Here is a 15,645-nt window from a genome sequence, read left to right as displayed (position 1 = left end):
CGGCTGAACCGGTCAGCGGCGGGCGGCCACGCGCCCGTGGGCTGCGGGGGAGCGGCGCGGACCGCCCGGCTGCCCCCCGACGATGGTCATGAAGATGCCCTGGTCCGCCGCCCGGCGGATCGCGCTCGTCAGGACGTCCGCGGCTGCCGGCGAGACGCGGCGCACGCCGACGAGGTCGACGACCACGCGACCACTGCCACGGCCGCGGTGCACGAGCACGGCGACGGCCGCGGCGAGCTCCCCCCGGTTCGACAGGTCCACACCGCCGCAGACGCGCAGCACGGGGACGTCCTCGCGCGTCTCCAGGCGCAGCTCGAGGGGCGTGGGGCCGCCGGCCCCGTGGGGCGGGGCGGCATCGGACAGGACCGCTGACACCGCCCGGTCGACCGCGTCCCGCGCCCGGGGGTCGAGCCCCCCGTCCACCGCGTGCACGACGCGGGCCGCCAACGTGCGCAGCCGCACGTTGTGCTGCTGCGAGCTGGTCCGCAGCATGGCGAAGGCCGTCTCGCTGTCGACGCCGTAGGTGAGCATGAGCACGCCCTTGGCCTGGTCGATCGCCGCGTGCGACTCCAGCGCGGCGGTGAGCTGCTCGTTCACCTGCTCCGCGACAAGCAGATCGCGCTGCCGGGTGGCGTCGACCACGAAGCCCGACGACGTCCCGACGGCGCCGTCCGGGGCCTGGTGCGCGACCACGAGGGTGACGTGGTGCTCGGTCCCGGCGAGGTCGACCAGCCGGTACTCACAGGTGCGGGCCTCGGGGTCCGCGCTCACCGCCAGGGCCTCCGCCACGCGCGTCCGCTCCTCGGGGTGGACGTGCGACAGGAAGAGCTCCGTCGTCGGCACCACCTCGGCGGGCTCCATGCCGTGGATGCGGAACATCTCGTCGGACCACCACCACCGCTCGGTGGTCGACGTGAACTGGAAACGACCCGCGCGGGTCGTGGACGCGGTCATCGTGACCTCCCACCGCCAGGGTGGCGTCCGATCCCCGCCGACAGCTCCCTCCTGAACCCGGAGAGGTCGCCCTGCCACCTTTCGGTTCCTCGTCAGCAGGGTAGATCCGATCAAGCCGATCGGCAGCCGCTCGTCTGTCAGCACGCGCCGGTTGCGTCGGTGAACCGCTGTCGGGCGCGTTCGGGTGGACAATGGGACGAGGCGCCATGACGGGTCGCCGGGGAGGGTGGGGACCGTGAGCAGCAAGAGCGCCGTCCTCGGCCGGCTTGCCACCTCGTTGGCGTCCAGCTCCCCGGACCAGCCGTTCGCCGCCCGGCTGTGCAGGGCGTGCGTGGAGATCCTCGGCGCGGACGGTGGCGCCATCACCCTGTCGTCCACCAAGCCCGAGCGGCTCACGGTGAGCACCTCCAACGGGACCTCGGCGCGCATCGAGGACCTCCAGGACGTCCTGGGGGAAGGTCCCGGCCAGGACGCCTTCCGGGCCGGCCACGCGGTGGTGACGCACGTCGACGGCGACCAGGGGGGCCCGTTCCCGATGTTCACCGAGCTGGCGGGGCGCATCGCCGGGCCGCTGACCGTCTGGGCGATCCCCATGCATCCCGGGGGCGTGACGATCGGGGTGGTGACGCTCTACCGCGCCGAGGGAGAGCTGGACGAGAGCCTCGACGACGCCCAGTTCCTGGCGGACGCGGTCGGGGCCGCGCTCCTCGACGACCACGACTCGAACGGCGTCCTCGCCTTCGCCGCCTGGTCGGACCGTGCCCGCGTGCACCAGGCGACCGGGATGATCGTCGCGCAGCTCGCGGTGTCCCCGGAGGACGCGCTCGCCATCCTGCGCGCCCACGCCTTCGCCGACTCGGCGACGCTGGACCAGATCGCGACCCAGGTGGTCGAGCGGCGGCTCAGCTTCACAGGGACCGACCAGGGCGTCTCGCGTCGCGAGGCGTCCGACGACAGCTCGAGGAACGGTGACCAATGACTGCTCGGACGTCGGCCCAGGCGCTCGCGGACGTCGCCAGCGCGCTGGTGGGAGAGCACGAGATCACGGGACTCCTGGCCCGGTTGGTGCAGGACTGTGCCGAGCTCCTGCCCGCCGATGCCGCAGCCCTGCTGGTGCGCACCGGCAGCGGCGACTTCGAGCTGCTCAGCGCCACGTCCCACCGGACGGCGGAGATCGAGCTCTACCAAGCGCAGGCTGCCGCCGGACCGTGCGTGGACGCGGCCCGGACGGGTCGGCCCGTGCACGCCGTCGGAGCCGAGGACATCGAGGCGCGCTGGGGAGGGGTGGGGCGCAAGATCGTCGCCTCGGGCTTCCGCTCCGTGCACGCCTTCCCGATGCACTGGCGCCAGCACGTCATCGGCGGGCTGAACATCTTCTCCGCCACCGACGTGGACCTCACAGGGCAGTCGCTGGTGCTGGCCCAGAGCTTCGCCGACTTCGCGACGCTCGCGATCGTGCAGCCGCTCGGCCTGGACGACGAGGGTCTCGGACGCCGGGTCGCGGAGGCGCTCGAGGGGCGCGTGGTCATCGAGCAGGCCAAGGGGGTTCTCGCCTACCAGCTGTCCCTCGACATGCCGGCGGCCTACGACGAGCTGCTGAAGCGCGCGGCCGCGAACGGCTCGCACCTGACCCAGACGGCCCGCGAGGTGCTCCACGCGGCGCAGCGGAGGTAGAGGGTCAGCCTCGGCGTGCACTCCCGCAGCAGCAGCCCGACCATGGGATTGACGCCGCCAGGCAGCGGGACCGGAGTGGAGGTGCTGACGATGAGCGACAGGACAGCCGACCAGGACGAGGTGCCGGACCTTCCCGACTCCCTCGACGGGCTTCCCGACGACAAGCCGGAGGACTCTCCCTCGGCGCTCGACGAACCGGGGGACCCCGACGCCCACGGGCCGATGTTCCGGGGCTGAGCGCCTGGTCCGGGCGAGACCGGGCTAGTAGCCGGGTACCGCTGGGACCTGCGCAGCAGTGCTGCGGGCGACGTGCGACCGGGCGTGGGCCAGCGCGGGCTCGAGGTCCTCGAACAGGTGGTTCTCGTGCCGCAGCTCGTCGAGCACCCCGACGCGGGTCAGCAGCTGCAGGTGCTGCGGCTGCACGCCCTTGACCAGGACGGTGACGCCCGCGAGCTCCAGGTCGGCCACGAGCTCGGCCAGCGCGTGCGCGCCGGTGGCGTCGACCAGCCGGAGCTGCGAGAGGCGCAGGACCACGACGAGCGCGTCCGTGCTGGTCCGGATCTGCGCGCCGATGCGGTCGGCCGCCCCGAAGAACATCGCGCCGTCCAGCCGGTAGAGGGCGATGCGCTCGTCGCCGGGGTGCGCGGGACCGGGCAGCGGCTCCCGGTGGACGGACGTCGCCCGGGAGACCGAGCGCAGCGCGAAGAACGCCGCGACCAGCAGGCCGATCTGCACCGCCTCGATGAGGTCGACGGCGATGGTGATGACCGCGGTGACCACGAGCACCAGGGCGTCCGCCCGGGTGGAGCTCAGGACGGCCCGGACGGCCGCGACCGACACCATCCGCGTCGCCGTCACCATGAGGACGCCGGCCAGCGCGGCCAGCGGGATCGCCGAGACCGCTCCGGTGGCCAGGTAGATGACGGCCAGGATCACGACGGAGTGGGTGACGGCGGACAGCCGCGTCCGGGCTCCCGCGCGGACGTTCACCGCGGTACGCGCGATCGCGCCGGTGGCGGGCATGCCGCCGAACGCGCCGGACGCGATCGAGGCGAGGCCCTGGCCGACGAGCTCACGGTCGGGGTCGTACCGGCGGGCGTCGTCGTCCGTGCCGGACGCTCCCGGCATCGCCGCGGCGACGCGGGCGGAGAGCAGCGACTCGATCGCGGCGAGCGCCGCCACGGCGACGGCGGGGCCGACGAGCGCTCGGAGGAGGCCCAGGTCGACGTGGGGGAGCGCCGGCAGGGGGAGCGAGTCCGGCAGTGTGCCGATCCGCGCCAGCGGTGCGTGCGCGAGCTGGGCCACCGTGGTGACCAGGACGACCGCCACGAGCGACGCGGGCAGCGCGGGCATGACCTTGGGGAGCCCGAGCATGACGACGGCGACGACCGCGACCGTCCCGAGCGCCCACCCGACGGTCGGACCCGCATGGGTGACCGAGTGGAACGCGACCACGAGCGGGTTGCCCCCGATCGGGGCATGCACCCCGACGGCCGCGGGTACCTGCTGCAGGAAGATGATCGTCGCGATGCCCAGGGTGAATCCCTCGACCACCGGCCACGGGATGAACGTCACCACACGTCCCAGGCGGGCGGCGCCGGCCAGCAGCACCAGCGCGCCGGCCAGGATCGCCACCAGCGGGACCGCGCCCGGACCGTGCACCGCGACGATCGGGGCCAGCACGACCGCCATCGCCCCGGTCGGCCCGGACACCTGGACGCGCGACCCACCGAAGACCGCCGCGACGATGCCCGCGACGACCGCCGTGATCAGCCCCGGCGCAGGGCCGACGCCGGCACTGACACCGAACGCGAGCGCCAGCGGCAGCGCGACGATGCCCACGGTGACGCCGGCAACGAGGTCGGCTCGCACCGTGCGCGGGCGCAGGTCGACATCGGCTCTCGAGGGCAGCAGCCCCCGTGGTGACCAGCTCAGGACCCGTCACCACCCGGGCGGACCTCGGACAGCGCCGGCAGCTCGTCGGCGGCCGCGAGCTGCGCGCCGGACGCGCGGAGCGTCTCCCGCAGGAAGGCGCGGGCCACCACGAGCAGCTCGGCGACCAGCGGCCGGCTGAGGCGGTAGACGACGGCGTTGCCGGTGCGCTCGGACGTCACGACACCCGCGCGCTTCAGGACGGCCAGGTGCTGGGACAGCGCCGACGCCTCGGCGCCGGTGGCGGCCAGCAGCCTGGTCACCGAGGCCGCGTGGTCCGCGTCGGCGCTGAGCGTCTCCAGCACCTGGATCCGGGTGGGGTGGGCGAGCGAGCGGAACAGGTCCGCCTTGATGGCGTACAGCGGCGCGGTCGACGCGGTGGTGGGCACGGGACCTCCTCGATTGAGGAGTTTAGCAAGTCCTCAAGCCGTTCTTCACCGCGGCAGTCGTTCGAGCGTGATGCGGAGCGTCCCGGTGTTCTCGGCGTTGCCCAGCTCGGTGAGCACCAGCTCACCGCTCGCCCCCACGTACCTGCCGGTGCCGCCGACGACCGCGAGGGTCTTCACCGGCGCGTTCGACGCCCGGCCCTGGGCGACGACCTGCCCGTCGGCCAGCTGGTAGGACACCTGGCAGCTGAGCGCGATCGGCGGGTCGGCCGGCACGACCGCCGTGACCGTGCACGCTCCGCCACCGGCGCCCACCTGCACGCCGTCGCGCAGGAGGACGTCCTCGAAGACGATCTGGTCCCCCCGGCTCGGTGACAGCTGCGGGTCCGTGATCGAGGTGACCTCGCGCACCCCGTCGGCGCTGAAGTCGAGGAGGAAGAACCCGGTGAACTGCACGTCGAACGCCAGGACGCGCGCCCGGGGGTGCGACTTCTCGACCGGATCCGTCGCAGGGGAGGCGGCAGAGAGGGTGACGATCCCGAGGACGGCGACGACGGCGGCGACGAGTGCCTTGCGCATGACGACTCCTGACTCGTGGCGAGGCCGCGGATGCGGTCACGTCCGACGGTCCGCGCCCTTCGCGGGGCCGTCAAGGCGCGGCCGACGAGCGCTCGCCAGCCGTGTGCTCGCGCGGAGTGAGTCCGCTCGCCGTAGCGTCGGGGGCTTCGGCAGCTGCAGCACGGTGCTCTGGGAGGGTCGATGGGACTGTTCGCACGACGATCGCCGCGAGACATCGGTCCTCGTGCCGTCGCACCGCCGCCCTCGTCGGCGTCGCCGCCTGCCCGTGGCGCGTCGGCCCTGTGGTCCGATGGCTTGGGACGCGCGGGGGCTCGATCGGTGCAGATCCTCGCAGTGCTGGCGGTCGTCGCGGTCGTGGTGCTGGTCATCACGCAGCTCACGCTGGTGGTCATCCCCGTGCTCCTTGCCCTGGTGCTCGCGGCGGCCATCTCGCCGTTGGTCTCGGCGCTGCGTCGCCGCGGTCTGCCGTCGCTGGCGGCGACCTGGATCGCGCTGGTCACACTCGTCGCTCTGCTGTCGGGAATCCTCTGGCTGGTCGTCAACGCCGTCGTGAACCAGTGGGACGAGCTGCGCGACCAGGCCCTGGAAGGCCTCGACGAGCTGCAGGCCTACGTCCAGGACCTGCCGTTCGAGATCACCGAGGAGCAGATCCAGTCGGTGCGCGAGTCGGTCACCGGGCTGGTCCAGTCCGACGCGGTGGGCTCGGGGGCCATCGCCGGCGTGTCGCAGACGGTCGACTTCGTCGCCGGGTTCTTCATCATGGTCGTGGTGCTGTTCTTCTTCCTGAAGGACGGCCCGCACCTGTGGGAGTTCCTCCTGCGCCCGTTCGAGGGGCATCGGTACGAGCGCGGCAGGCGGATCGGTGACTCGACCGTGCGCACGCTGGGCGGGTACGTGCGCGGCACGGCGATCGTGGCGGCGGTCGACGCGGTCGCCATCGGCATCGGGCTGGCCGTCGTCGGGGTGCCCCTCGTGATCCCGCTGTCCGTGCTCGTGTTCCTGCTGGCGTTCATCCCCCTCGTCGGCGCGACGCTCGCCGGCATCCTCGCCGCCCTGGTCGCTCTCGTCGCGGTCGGGCCGGTCGAGGCGCTGGTCGTCGTGGCGATCGTCGTCGTGGTGAACCAGCTGGAGGGCGATCTCCTGCAGCCCGTCGTCATGGGGCGGACGCTGCGCCTCCACCCGCTGGTGATCCTCTTCGCGCTCACCGCGGGGACCGTGCTCGCCGGTCTGACCGGGGCCGTGCTGGCCGTCCCGATCGCGGCGTCGATCTGGCGGGCGGTCCAGGTGTGGGACGGCCCGGACCTGCCTGCGCGGTTCGCCCGCAAGAAGCGGTCGGAGGCCGTCCCGGCGTAGCGGCGGGTCCTGGTTCCGGGTGCGCGTGCACCAGGGACCCGGTTCAGTGGGGACATGGCCGACGCCGTCGTGTTCGGGGCGATCGCGTCCAGCGCCCTCGTGCTGGGTGCGCTGCTCGGCGCGTGGCTGGAGCTGCCCAAACGGGTGCTGGCGGCCATGCTGGCGTTCGCCGCCGGCGCGCTCATCACCGCGCTGGCGTTCGAGCTGTTCGAGGAGTCCTACGAGCGGGGCGGCATCTGGCGTGCGGTGGCGGGGCTCGCGGCGGGTGCCGTGGTGTTCACGGTGCTCAGTGCCCGGCTCGACGCGGCCGCCCGCGCAGGCAGCAGCACCGGGCCCGAGGACGAGGGCAGCGAGAAGCTCGACGTGGACTCCGCCGCGATCGACAAGCCGCCCACGTCGGCGTCGACGCGCGGGGCGGCGGGCCTCGCACTGCTGGCGGCCGTCACCCTCGACGGGGTTCCCGAGAACCTGGCGCTGGGGATCTCGCTGACCGAGGGCACCGGTGGGCTGGCCCTGCTGGCCGCCATCTTCGTCTCGAACTTCCCGGAGTCGCTGGTCGGCAGCGCGTCGATGCGCGCGCAGGGCAGGTCGCTCGGTTTTGTCCTGGGGACGTGGAGCATCTGCGCGGTGCTGCTCACCGCCGCGGTGGTGGTGGGCGCGGGTCCGCTGGCGAGCACGTCGGGGGAGACGATCTCGCTCCCCCTCGCCTTCGCGGCGGGAGCCGTGCTCGCCTCCCTGGCGGACACCCTCATGCCCGAGGCGTACGAGCACGGCGGACCCGCGGTCGCACTGAGCACGGCGGCGGGGTTCCTGCTGTCGTTCGTGCTGTCCCTGGCCTGACCGGCGCCGGCGCGAGCCTCGGTGCGTCGGGCAGGGTCAGCCGGCGCGCAGCACCAGGAGGAACTGCCCGCCGCCCGGTTCGACCGTCGCGGAGACCCGGAGGTCCGGCGCGAACCGCGACAGCCGGTCCACCAGCCACACGGCCGCCTCCTCGCCGTCGGCCCGGGTGGGGCACCGACCCACGACCTCCCGCCCACCCTTGCGGGTCAGCCGTTCGACGGTCGGCACGATCGGTGCCGGCTCGACGACGAACAGGGCCGACGACCAGGCGACGACGGGCTTGACCGCGCCCTTGCGGGTGTTGCAGGCCCGGTGGGCGAGCCGCTCGGAGCCGGGTGCGGCCTTCTTGCCCTTCGGCGTCGCGCCGCCGTCGATGCTCGGGCCGCGGTCGGAGTTGACCGACGCGTCGGGGTCGACCGGCTCGTCGCACAGCCAGCATCGCCAGGCGTCGCGCTCGCCGACCTCGTCAAGGGTCCTCATGCCCGGAGGCTACGTGCCCGGCGGAGCGATCACCCCATCCGCCGACGGTGCGAGCAGCCGGGCCAGTCCCTCGGATCCCTGCGCGAGGAGCGTCACGTCGGCACCGACGAGGACGAACGAGGCGCCGGCCTCGACGTACGCGCGCGCCAGGGCGGGGTCGAACGCGTTGACGCCGACCGGCTTTCCTGCCGCACGCACGGCGTCGATCGTCCGGTGCACGGCGGCGACGACGTCGGGATGCGTCTGCTGCCCGAGCAGCCCCATCGACGCGGCGAGGTCGGAGGGGCCGACGAACACCCCGTCGACACCGTCGACCGACGCGATCTCCCCGGCGGCGGCCACCGCCTCGACAGTCTCCACCTGGACGAACAGCGACACGTGCTCGTCCGCGCGCTCGAGGTACCCCTCGACCCGGTTCCACCGCGCGGACCGGGACAGCGCCGAGCCGACGCCCCGACGCCCGCGTGGGGGGTAGCGGACGGCCTCGACGGCGGCCCGCGCCGCCTCGGCGGACGAGACCATCGGCACCAGGAGGTCCTGCGCTCCCAGGTCGAGCACCTGCTTGATCATGACGACGTCTCCGACCGGCACGCGGACCACGGGCGTCACCGGGTAGGGCGCGACGGCCTGGAGCTGAGCGAGCACCGACTCCAGCCCGTTGGGCGAGTGCTCCATGTCGACGAGGAGCCAGTCGAGCCCGGAGCCCGCGCAGATCTCCGCGACGAGCGGGCTGCCCGTGCAGACCCACATGCCGACGAGCGGCCGGTCTGCTGCGGCGAGGGCGTCACGGAACGTCGGGTTCAGACGAAGCGGCATGTGATCGTCCCCAGGTCGCGGTAGTCGGCCAGCACGGTGTCACCCGGGCGGACCCAGGTCGGGCGCGTGAAGGAGCCGGCGAGCACCAGCTCGCCGGCCTCGAGGCGGTCGCCGTGCTGGGCCAGCTTGTTCGCCAGCCAGGCGACGCCCAGCGCGGGGTGGCCGAGCACGGCACCGCTGACGCCGGACTCCTCGATCGTCCCGTTCCGGGCGAGCACGGCCGGGACCCAGCGCAGGTCCACGTCGCCGGGCCGGACGCTCGTGCCCCCGACCACCATCGCCCCCATCGCCGCGTTGTCGCTGATCGTGTCGACGATCGTGCGGCCGGCGAGCTCGATGCGGGACGAGAGGACCTCCAGCGCGGGCACCACGTGCTCGGTGGCGCCCAGGACGTCGTCGACGGTCGCGTCCGGGCCGGCGACCGGCGCGGAGAGCCGGAACGCGAGCTCGACCTCGATGCGCACGTTGGAGAACCGGCCGTGCTCGATCACCGCGCCGCTCTCGTAGACCATGTCCGCGAAGATGGCCCCGTAGTCGGGCTCGTCGATGCCCGTAGCCGCCTGCATCACCTTCGACGTCAGGCCGATCTTGCGGCCGACGGGTCGACGACCGGCCGCCACCGCCCGTCGGCGCCACTCGCGCTGCACCGCGTACGCGTCCTCGACGGTCATGCCGGGGTGGCGCGCGGTGAGCAGCGGCACCGTGCTCCGGTCGCGCTCCGCCGCGGCGAGCTCGTCGGCGATCGCCGTCAGGGTCTCGGCGGGCAGCCCGTCGCTCACAGCTGGTGCCCCAGCTTGTACTCGCCCTGCTTCCAGCTCGGCAGCTCGTCGGGCTCGTCGCCCTTGCGCGTGTAGGAGAACCCGTCGGCCCCGATCGTCACGGCCATCTCGCTGGTGTCCGTGCGGGCGAGGACCGGCTGCGGGTTGCCGTCCAAGTCCAGCACCAGGGACGCCTCGGTGTACCAGGACGGCACGACGGGGTTGCCCCACCAGTCGCGGCGCTGGTTGTCGTGCACGTCCCAGGTCACCACGGGGTTGTCGGGATCGCCGGTGTAGTAGTCCTGCGTGTAGATCTCCACGCGGTGCCCGTCCGGGTCGCGCAGGTACAGGTAGAACGCGTTGGACACGCCGTGCCGGCCGGGTCCGCGCTCGATCCGGTCGGACATCCGCAGCGCGCCGAGCTTGTCGCAGATCGCCAGGATGTTGTGCTTCTCGTGGGTGGCGAACGCGACGTGGTGCATGCGGGGGCCGTTCCCGCCCGTCATCGCGGTGTCGTGCACGGTCGGCTTGCGGCGCAGCCACGCCGCGTAGGTGGTCCCCGCCTCGTCCTGGATGTCCTCGGTCACCCGGAAGCCGAGGTCCTCCAGGTGCTGCACGGCGCGCGGCACGTCGGGGGTGACCTGGTTGAAGTGGTCGAGGCGCACCAGGGTGCCCGGCGTGTACAGGTCGTAGCGCCACGCGAGCCGCTCGACGTGCTCGACGTCGTGGAAGAACTCGTAGGGGAACCCGAGGGGGTCCTGCACGCGGACGGTGTCCCCGAAGCCAGTGGCGAAGCCCTCCCTGCGCCGCTCGACCCGGCATCCGAGCTCGCGGTAGAACGCGACCGCCCGGTCCAGGTCACCGGGGGAGCGGACGCGGTACGAGAGGGCCGCGGCCGCGGCCACCGGGCCCTGTCGCAGGACGAGGTTGTGGTGGATGAACTCCTCGTAGGTGCGCAGGGAGACGGTCTCGCGGTCCTCCTCGGTGACGACGAGACCGAGGACGTCGACGTAGAAGTGCCGCGACGCGGCGAGGTCGGTGACCACGAGCTCCATGGACGCTGCACGCAGGATGTCCGGCGGGGGCGAGGACGGTGTCGGGATCGGGTCGGCCGCCCGCACGGGGTCCTCGGGCGTCACCACGGGCTCGGGTCCGCCAGGGGTCAGGGGCGTCGCGGTCACGTCAGTGTCCTTTGCCGAAGGTCGGATGGTGCGCCTCGCCGAGCGTGACGTGCACGGCCTGCTGGTGCGTGTAGAAGTCGATCGACCGGTACCCGCCCTCGTGGCCGAGGCCCGAGGCCTTGACGCCTCCGAACGGGGTGCGCAGGTCACGGACGTTGTTGCTGTTGAGCCAGACCATGCCCACGTCGAGCGCCTGGGCGAACGTGTGCGCCCGCCGCAGGTCGTTGGTCCACACGTACGCGGCGAGGCCGTACTGGACGCCGTTGGCCAGCGCGAGAGCCTCCTCGTCGGTGTCGAACGGCGTGATGGCGACGACCGGGCCGAAGATCTCCTCCTGGAAGATCCGGGCGTCGGGCGGGACGTCGGCGAACACCGTGGGCGCGACGTAGTTGCCGGTCGGGAAGCCGTCGGGCCGCCCGCCGCCGGCGACGAGGCGACCTTCCGTACGGCCGATCTCGATGTAGCCCATGACCTTCTCGTAGTGCTCCGGGTGCACCAGAGCGCCGACCTCGGTGGCGGCCTCGTGCGGGGGGCCGACGACGACCCGCGACGCCTGGGCGGCGTAGCGGTCGACGAACTCGTCGTAGATCTCGCGCTGGACCAGGATCCGGCTGCCTGCGGTGCACCGTTCGCCGTTGAGCGAGAACACCCCGAAGATCGTCGCGTCGATCGCCGCCCCGAGGTCGGCGTCGGCGAACACGACCGCGGGGGACTTCCCCCCGAGCTCCATCGAGAGGCCCTTCAGGTGCGGCGCCGCGTTGGCGAAGATGAGCTGCCCGGTCCGGCTCTCGCCGGTGAACGAGATCAGGGGCACGTCCGGGTGCCTGACGAGCGCGTCGCCCGCCTCCTCGCCGAGCCCGTGCACGAGGTTGAACACGCCCGTGGGGACGCCGGCCTCCTCGAAGATGCCGGCCCAGAGGGAGGCCGACAGGGGCGTGAACTCCGCCGGCTTGAGCACCACGGTGTTGCCGGTGGCCAGCGCCGGTCCGAGCTTCCAGGACTCGAGCATGAACGGGGTGTTCCACGGCGTGATCAGCCCCGCGACGCCGATCGGCTTGCGGTTGACGTAGTTGAGCTGGCGCCCCGGGACCTTGTAGGCGTCGTCGGCCTGGGCGACCACCAGGTCCGCGAAGAAGCGGAAGTTCTCCGCCGCCCGGCGCGCCTGGCCGAGGGCCTGGGTGATCGGCAGGCCGGAGTCGAAGCTCTCGAGCTCGGCGAGCCGGGCATCGCGCGACTCGACGATGTCCGCCACCCGGTGCAGGACCCGCGACCGCTCGCGCGGCAGCAGGTGCGGCCACGGGCCCTCCTCGAACGCGTGCCGCGCGGCGGCGACGGCCCGGTCGACGTCGGCCTTCTTGCCGGCGGCGGCGTGCAGGTACGTCTCGTTCGAGACCGGGTCGAGGACCGCGAAGGTCGAGCTGTCCGCGGAGTCGACGTGCTCGCCGCCGATGTAGTGCTGGAGGCGGTCGGGAAGGTCGGCGGGCATGGGCGTTGCCTCTCAGGGTGCGGTGGTGACGCCGTCGGGGTGCTCGTGGCTGAGGAAGGCGGCGAGCGTGGCCGAGCGGTGCGCACGGGCGGCCCGCTCGATGTCGGCCAGGGGGGCACCGGCCCCGACGAGGTCGAGCAGGACCTCGTGCTCACGCACCGACTCCTGCGCGCGTCCGGGCACGAAGCTGAACGTGGAGTCGCGCAGGTGTCCCAGCCGGACCCACTCGGCCTCGACGAGCGCGAGCAGCCGCGCGTTCGGGCAGGGGGCGAAGAGCACCAGGTGGAACGCGTGGTTGACGGACGTGAAGAGCCTCGGGTCGAAGTCGTCGAGCGACTCGACCAACCGGCGGTTGAGGTCGCGCGCCCGCCGGAGGTCGTCGGTGGTGAGGTGCCGTGCCGCGAGTGCCGTCGCCGCCCCCTCGAGCAGCGCGAGCGTCTCCATGCTGTGCCGGTACTGGGTGTCGTCGATCATCGACACGCGCGCCCCGACGTTCCGCTCGAACGTCACGAGGCCCTCCGCCTCGAGCTGGCGGATCGCCTCCCGCACCGGCACGACGCTCATGCCGAGCTCGTGCGCGATCGACGCGAGGACGAGCCGGTACCCCGGGGTGAGCTCCTCGCCGGCGATCCGCTCCTTGAGCCAGTGGTACGCGTGCTGCGACTTGCTCCGCGACTTGCTCCGCGGCGGGCTCACCTGCTCGCGCGCCATGCGTCGAACCTCGCTCTCCAGGCCGGGTCCATCGGGAAGAGCCCGTCGACCGGGTGCCCCGCGGCCACCTGCTGGGCGATCCAGCCGTCCTCCTCCTCCTGGGCGAGGGCGGCGTCGACGACCTCCTCGACGAGGGCGGGCGGGATGACCACGACGCCGTCGCCGTCGCCGACCAGGACGTCGCCGGGTTCGACGGTCGTCCCCCCGCAGGCAACCGCGACGTCGACGTCCCACGGCACGTGCCGGCGACCCAGGACGGCGGGGTGGGCACCGGCGGAGTAGACGGGGATACCGACCGCGGCGACCGCGGCGTGGTCGCGGACGCCGCCGTCGGTGACGATGCCGGCTGCGCCGCGGACGTGGGCGCGCAGCGCGAGGATGTCGCCGAACGTGCCGGACCCGGCCTCGCCGCGCGCCTCGATGACCAGGACCTCGCCCTCGCCGACCGTGTCGAACGCGCGCTTCTGGGCGTTGTGGCCGCCGCCGTGGCGGGCGAACAGGTCCTCGCGAGCCGGCACGAGCCGCAGGGTTCGCGCGGTGCCGACGAGGGTGCCGTCGGGGTGCATCGGGTGGACGCCGTCGATGGTCACCTGGTCGAGCCCGCGCTTGCGCAGCTGCGCGCTCAGTGCGGCGACGGGGGTCCGGCCGAGCTTCTCGCGCAGCTCGGCGGTCAGGCGGAACGGCTCCCGGCCCCAGGCCTCCGCACGCTGCCGGTCGTCGACCGCGGGGAGCGACCCCAGCGCGGCGTCGAACGCGTGTGGTCCCTCGATGACGGTCGTCACGAGCCGTCCGGAGGTGGGCCCTCCGGGCACGTCGACCTCGACCTCGACCACGTCTCCGGGGCCGACGACGGAGGAGCCGGCGGGCGTCCCGGTGAGGATGACGTCACCGGGCTCGAGCGTGAGGTGCTGCGAGAGGTCGGCCACCACCTGGGGGAGCGGGAAGAGGAGCCCCGCGGTCGTGTCGTCCTGGCGGAGCTCACCGTTGACCCAGGTGCGCAGCCGGAGCGCACGTGGATCGACCGCTCGGGCGTCGAGGAGGTCCGGGCCGACCGGGGTGAACCCGTCGCCGCCCTTGGACCGGACGTTGGACCCCTTGTCGTTGGCGCGCAGGTCGTACAGCCCGAGGTCGTTCGCGGCCGTGACCCAGGCGACGTGCTCCCAGGCCCGGTCCAGGGGGACGCGCCTCGCGGTGCTGCCGATGACGAGCGCGATCTCGCCCTCGAACGCGAGCAGCTCGGTGCCGAGCGGACGCTCGACGGTGCCGCCGGACGCCGCCACGGAGCTGGAGGGCTTGAGGAAGTACGAGGGGTGCACCGGTCGGCGGCCGCGCTGGTCGGCGCGCGACGCGTAGCTGAGGTGGACCGCGACGATCTTCCCGGGCCGTGCGGGCAGGCCGGAGAACCGTTCGTCCGTGCTGTCCTGAGTCATGAGCTTCCTCGCCCGTGTGGTGGAAGAGCCAGTGCGACGGTCAGCCGCTCGCGCGGGAGATCTCCTCCCAGAACGGTGCGACCACGGTGCCGGAGACGCGCAGGTCGAGCAGCAGGAACGGGCGCTCCGTCATCGGGCTGGCACGCCACGTGGCCAGCACGTCGAGGTCCTCCACGGTCCGGACGGAGACGCCCTGGGCCCCGAGCGCTGTGGCGACACCGGCGAAGTCCACGTCCGGGATGAGCATCGGCTCCCGGTCCAGGCCCTTGCGTCCGTACAGGTGCATCTCGGCGCTGTACGCACCGTCGTTCCAGACGACCGCGATCCCGCGGCCGCCCGCGACCCGCACCGCCGACTCGAGGTCCGACAGGGCCATGAGCCCGCCGCCGTCGCCGGTGGTCAGGACCACCGTCGCCTCCGGCCGGGCCAGCGCCGCACCGACCACGCTGGGGAACCCGAGCCCGATCGCTTGGAAGGCGGTGCCCACCATCACCATCCGGTCCGGCGCGGCCACCGGCCAGTACATGTTCGACCAGCCGAGGAAGTGCCCGCCGTCCGAGACGACCACGCGGTCCTCGGGCAGCAGCTCGGCCAGGCGGGCCGCGGCCGAGCGCGGGTCGAGGCGCCCGTCCGCCGCGGTCCCGTCACCGGGCTCCTGGCGTCGTGCGGCCGCGAGGTCCACCGACTCCCGCCAGCCGCTGGGCGCGCCCCCGTCGAGCTCCTTGAGGATCGCCCGAGCGACGACCGCGGCGTCCCCCCGGACGTAGCCGCCGACGTGCGGGTGGGTCGCCGCCGGCGCGACGTCGACCTGGAACACGCGGCAGCCGGGAGCGAAGAGGTCACCGAACCGCATCGTGAACTGGTTGAGGGAGGCGCCCACGACGACCGCGACGTCGGCCTGCCGGACGAGCTCCATCGCCTCCGTGGCGCCGAACCCGCCGGCGACGCCGAGGTCGAACTCGGGCCGGGGGAACACCCCGCGGCCGAGCGCCGTCGTCGTCGTCAGCGCACCGGTGGCGTCGGCGATCGCGCCGAGCGCCTCGCCGGCGCCGGCCACCCAGGCGC

Annotated in this window: 17 protein-coding genes; 5 read left to right on the top strand and 12 right to left on the bottom strand. The window is 73.3% G+C overall.

What is annotated here, in order from left to right:
* Nucleotides 1-12 precede the first annotated feature (12 nt).
* On the bottom strand, nucleotides 13-954 hold the full coding sequence (locus tag RYN42_RS15735) for an ANTAR domain-containing protein (RefSeq protein ID WP_315097713.1): 942 nt from the start codon (nucleotides 952-954) through the stop codon (nucleotides 13-15).
* Nucleotides 955-1,189: 235 nt separating this feature from the next.
* Here RYN42_RS15735 and RYN42_RS15730 point away from each other — a divergent pair, with 235 nt between their 5' ends.
* From RYN42_RS15730 to RYN42_RS15720, 3 genes are all read left to right on the top strand, one after another.
* Complete coding sequence (locus RYN42_RS15730; RefSeq protein WP_315097711.1) at nucleotides 1,190-1,933, top strand: GAF and ANTAR domain-containing protein; 744 nt, start codon at nucleotides 1,190-1,192, stop codon at nucleotides 1,931-1,933.
* The gene (locus RYN42_RS15725) at nucleotides 1,930-2,628 is read left to right on the top strand and encodes a GAF and ANTAR domain-containing protein (RefSeq protein ID WP_315097709.1); all 699 of its coding nucleotides are present in this window, start codon (nucleotides 1,930-1,932) and stop codon (nucleotides 2,626-2,628) included. The genes RYN42_RS15730 and RYN42_RS15725 overlap by 4 nt, the downstream gene beginning before the upstream one ends.
* A gap of 90 nt (nucleotides 2,629-2,718) precedes the next feature.
* On the top strand, nucleotides 2,719-2,865 hold the full coding sequence (locus RYN42_RS15720) for a hypothetical protein (RefSeq protein ID WP_315097707.1): 147 nt from the start codon (nucleotides 2,719-2,721) through the stop codon (nucleotides 2,863-2,865).
* Between the two features lie 24 nt (nucleotides 2,866-2,889).
* Here RYN42_RS15720 and RYN42_RS15715 read toward each other — a convergent pair whose 3' ends face one another.
* From RYN42_RS15715 to RYN42_RS15705, 3 genes are read right to left on the bottom strand one after another with little or no spacing between them, the layout of a single operon-like run.
* Nucleotides 2,890-4,500 carry a SulP family inorganic anion transporter gene (locus RYN42_RS15715; RefSeq protein WP_315097705.1) on the bottom strand — a complete coding sequence of 537 codons (1,611 nt, stop codon included), beginning with the start codon at nucleotides 4,498-4,500 and terminating at the stop codon, nucleotides 2,890-2,892.
* Between the two features lie 59 nt (nucleotides 4,501-4,559).
* Nucleotides 4,560-4,949, bottom strand: coding sequence for a metalloregulator ArsR/SmtB family transcription factor (locus RYN42_RS15710; RefSeq protein ID WP_315097703.1), 390 nt, complete (start codon nucleotides 4,947-4,949; stop codon nucleotides 4,560-4,562).
* A gap of 45 nt (nucleotides 4,950-4,994) precedes the next feature.
* Nucleotides 4,995-5,525, bottom strand: coding sequence for an allene oxide cyclase barrel-like domain-containing protein (locus tag RYN42_RS15705; RefSeq protein ID WP_315097701.1), 531 nt, complete (start codon nucleotides 5,523-5,525; stop codon nucleotides 4,995-4,997).
* A 180-nt stretch (nucleotides 5,526-5,705) separates the two neighbouring features.
* On the opposite strand from RYN42_RS15705, the gene RYN42_RS15700 reads away from it, so the two are divergent.
* On the top strand, nucleotides 5,706-6,878 hold the full coding sequence (locus tag RYN42_RS15700; RefSeq protein ID WP_399552507.1) for an AI-2E family transporter: 1,173 nt from the start codon (nucleotides 5,706-5,708) through the stop codon (nucleotides 6,876-6,878).
* A 54-nt stretch (nucleotides 6,879-6,932) separates the two neighbouring features.
* Nucleotides 6,933-7,718, top strand: coding sequence for a zinc permease (locus RYN42_RS15695; protein WP_315097698.1), 786 nt, complete (start codon nucleotides 6,933-6,935; stop codon nucleotides 7,716-7,718).
* Between the two features lie 36 nt (nucleotides 7,719-7,754).
* Here the strand turns inward: RYN42_RS15695 and RYN42_RS15690 are convergent, their stop codons facing one another.
* The 8 genes from RYN42_RS15690 to RYN42_RS15655 form a co-directional block, all read right to left on the bottom strand.
* Nucleotides 7,755-8,198, bottom strand: a complete 444-nt coding sequence (locus RYN42_RS15690) for a hypothetical protein (protein ID WP_315097696.1) — start codon at nucleotides 8,196-8,198, stop codon at nucleotides 7,755-7,757.
* A gap of 9 nt (nucleotides 8,199-8,207) precedes the next feature.
* Nucleotides 8,208-9,014: an aldolase/citrate lyase family protein gene (locus RYN42_RS15685; protein WP_315097694.1), complete on the bottom strand. Its 807-nt coding sequence runs from the start codon at nucleotides 9,012-9,014 to the stop codon at nucleotides 8,208-8,210.
* Entirely contained in the window at nucleotides 8,999-9,793 is a 795-nt protein-coding gene (locus tag RYN42_RS15680; protein ID WP_315097692.1) for a fumarylacetoacetate hydrolase family protein, read from the bottom strand. Before RYN42_RS15680 ends, RYN42_RS15685 begins: the two co-directional genes overlap by 16 nt.
* Nucleotides 9,790-10,938: a 3,4-dihydroxyphenylacetate 2,3-dioxygenase gene (hpaD, locus tag RYN42_RS15675; protein ID WP_399552508.1), complete on the bottom strand. Its 1,149-nt coding sequence runs from the start codon at nucleotides 10,936-10,938 to the stop codon at nucleotides 9,790-9,792. Before hpaD ends, RYN42_RS15680 begins: the two co-directional genes overlap by 4 nt.
* A gap of 16 nt (nucleotides 10,939-10,954) precedes the next feature.
* Nucleotides 10,955-12,439: an aldehyde dehydrogenase gene (locus RYN42_RS15670; protein WP_315097689.1), complete on the bottom strand. Its 1,485-nt coding sequence runs from the start codon at nucleotides 12,437-12,439 to the stop codon at nucleotides 10,955-10,957.
* Between the two features lie 12 nt (nucleotides 12,440-12,451).
* Complete coding sequence (locus tag RYN42_RS15665) at nucleotides 12,452-13,150, bottom strand: GntR family transcriptional regulator (protein ID WP_315097688.1); 699 nt, start codon at nucleotides 13,148-13,150, stop codon at nucleotides 12,452-12,454.
* Entirely contained in the window at nucleotides 13,132-14,580 is a 1,449-nt protein-coding gene (locus tag RYN42_RS15660; RefSeq protein WP_315097686.1) for a fumarylacetoacetate hydrolase family protein, read from the bottom strand. The genes RYN42_RS15665 and RYN42_RS15660 overlap by 19 nt, the downstream gene beginning before the upstream one ends.
* Before the next feature lie 40 nt (nucleotides 14,581-14,620).
* The coding region (locus RYN42_RS15655; protein ID WP_315097684.1) for a thiamine pyrophosphate-dependent enzyme at nucleotides 14,621-15,645 on the bottom strand (1,025 nt) is incomplete at its 5' end.

This window comes from uncultured Cellulomonas sp. (assembly GCF_963527515.1).
Taxonomy (GTDB): domain Bacteria; phylum Actinomycetota; class Actinomycetes; order Actinomycetales; family Cellulomonadaceae; genus Cellulomonas.
This window is presented reverse-complemented; position numbering and strand designations above follow the sequence as displayed.

What these genes read in the sequence shown, in the direction of transcription:
- RYN42_RS15735 (WP_315097713.1), bottom strand. Translation starts at nt 954, where the DNA reads ATGACCGCGTCCACGACCCGCGCGGGTCGTTTCCAGTTCACGTCGACC.
- RYN42_RS15725 (WP_315097709.1), top strand. Translation starts at nt 1,930, where the DNA reads ATGACTGCTCGGACGTCGGCCCAGGCGCTCGCGGACGTCGCCAGCGCG.
- RYN42_RS15720 (WP_315097707.1), top strand. Translation starts at nt 2,719, where the DNA reads ATGAGCGACAGGACAGCCGACCAGGACGAGGTGCCGGACCTTCCCGAC.
- RYN42_RS15705 (WP_315097701.1), bottom strand. Translation starts at nt 5,525, where the DNA reads ATGCGCAAGGCACTCGTCGCCGCCGTCGTCGCCGTCCTCGGGATCGTC.
- RYN42_RS15700 (WP_399552507.1), top strand. Translation starts at nt 5,706, where the DNA reads ATGGGACTGTTCGCACGACGATCGCCGCGAGACATCGGTCCTCGTGCC.
- RYN42_RS15695 (WP_315097698.1), top strand. Translation starts at nt 6,933, where the DNA reads ATGGCCGACGCCGTCGTGTTCGGGGCGATCGCGTCCAGCGCCCTCGTG.
- RYN42_RS15690 (WP_315097696.1), bottom strand. Translation starts at nt 8,198, where the DNA reads ATGAGGACCCTTGACGAGGTCGGCGAGCGCGACGCCTGGCGATGCTGG.
- RYN42_RS15685 (WP_315097694.1), bottom strand. Translation starts at nt 9,014, where the DNA reads ATGCCGCTTCGTCTGAACCCGACGTTCCGTGACGCCCTCGCCGCAGCA.
- RYN42_RS15670 (WP_315097689.1), bottom strand. Translation starts at nt 12,439, where the DNA reads ATGCCCGCCGACCTTCCCGACCGCCTCCAGCACTACATCGGCGGCGAG.
- RYN42_RS15665 (WP_315097688.1), bottom strand. Translation starts at nt 13,150, where the DNA reads ATGGCGCGCGAGCAGGTGAGCCCGCCGCGGAGCAAGTCGCGGAGCAAG.
- RYN42_RS15660 (WP_315097686.1), bottom strand. Translation starts at nt 14,580, where the DNA reads ATGACTCAGGACAGCACGGACGAACGGTTCTCCGGCCTGCCCGCACGG.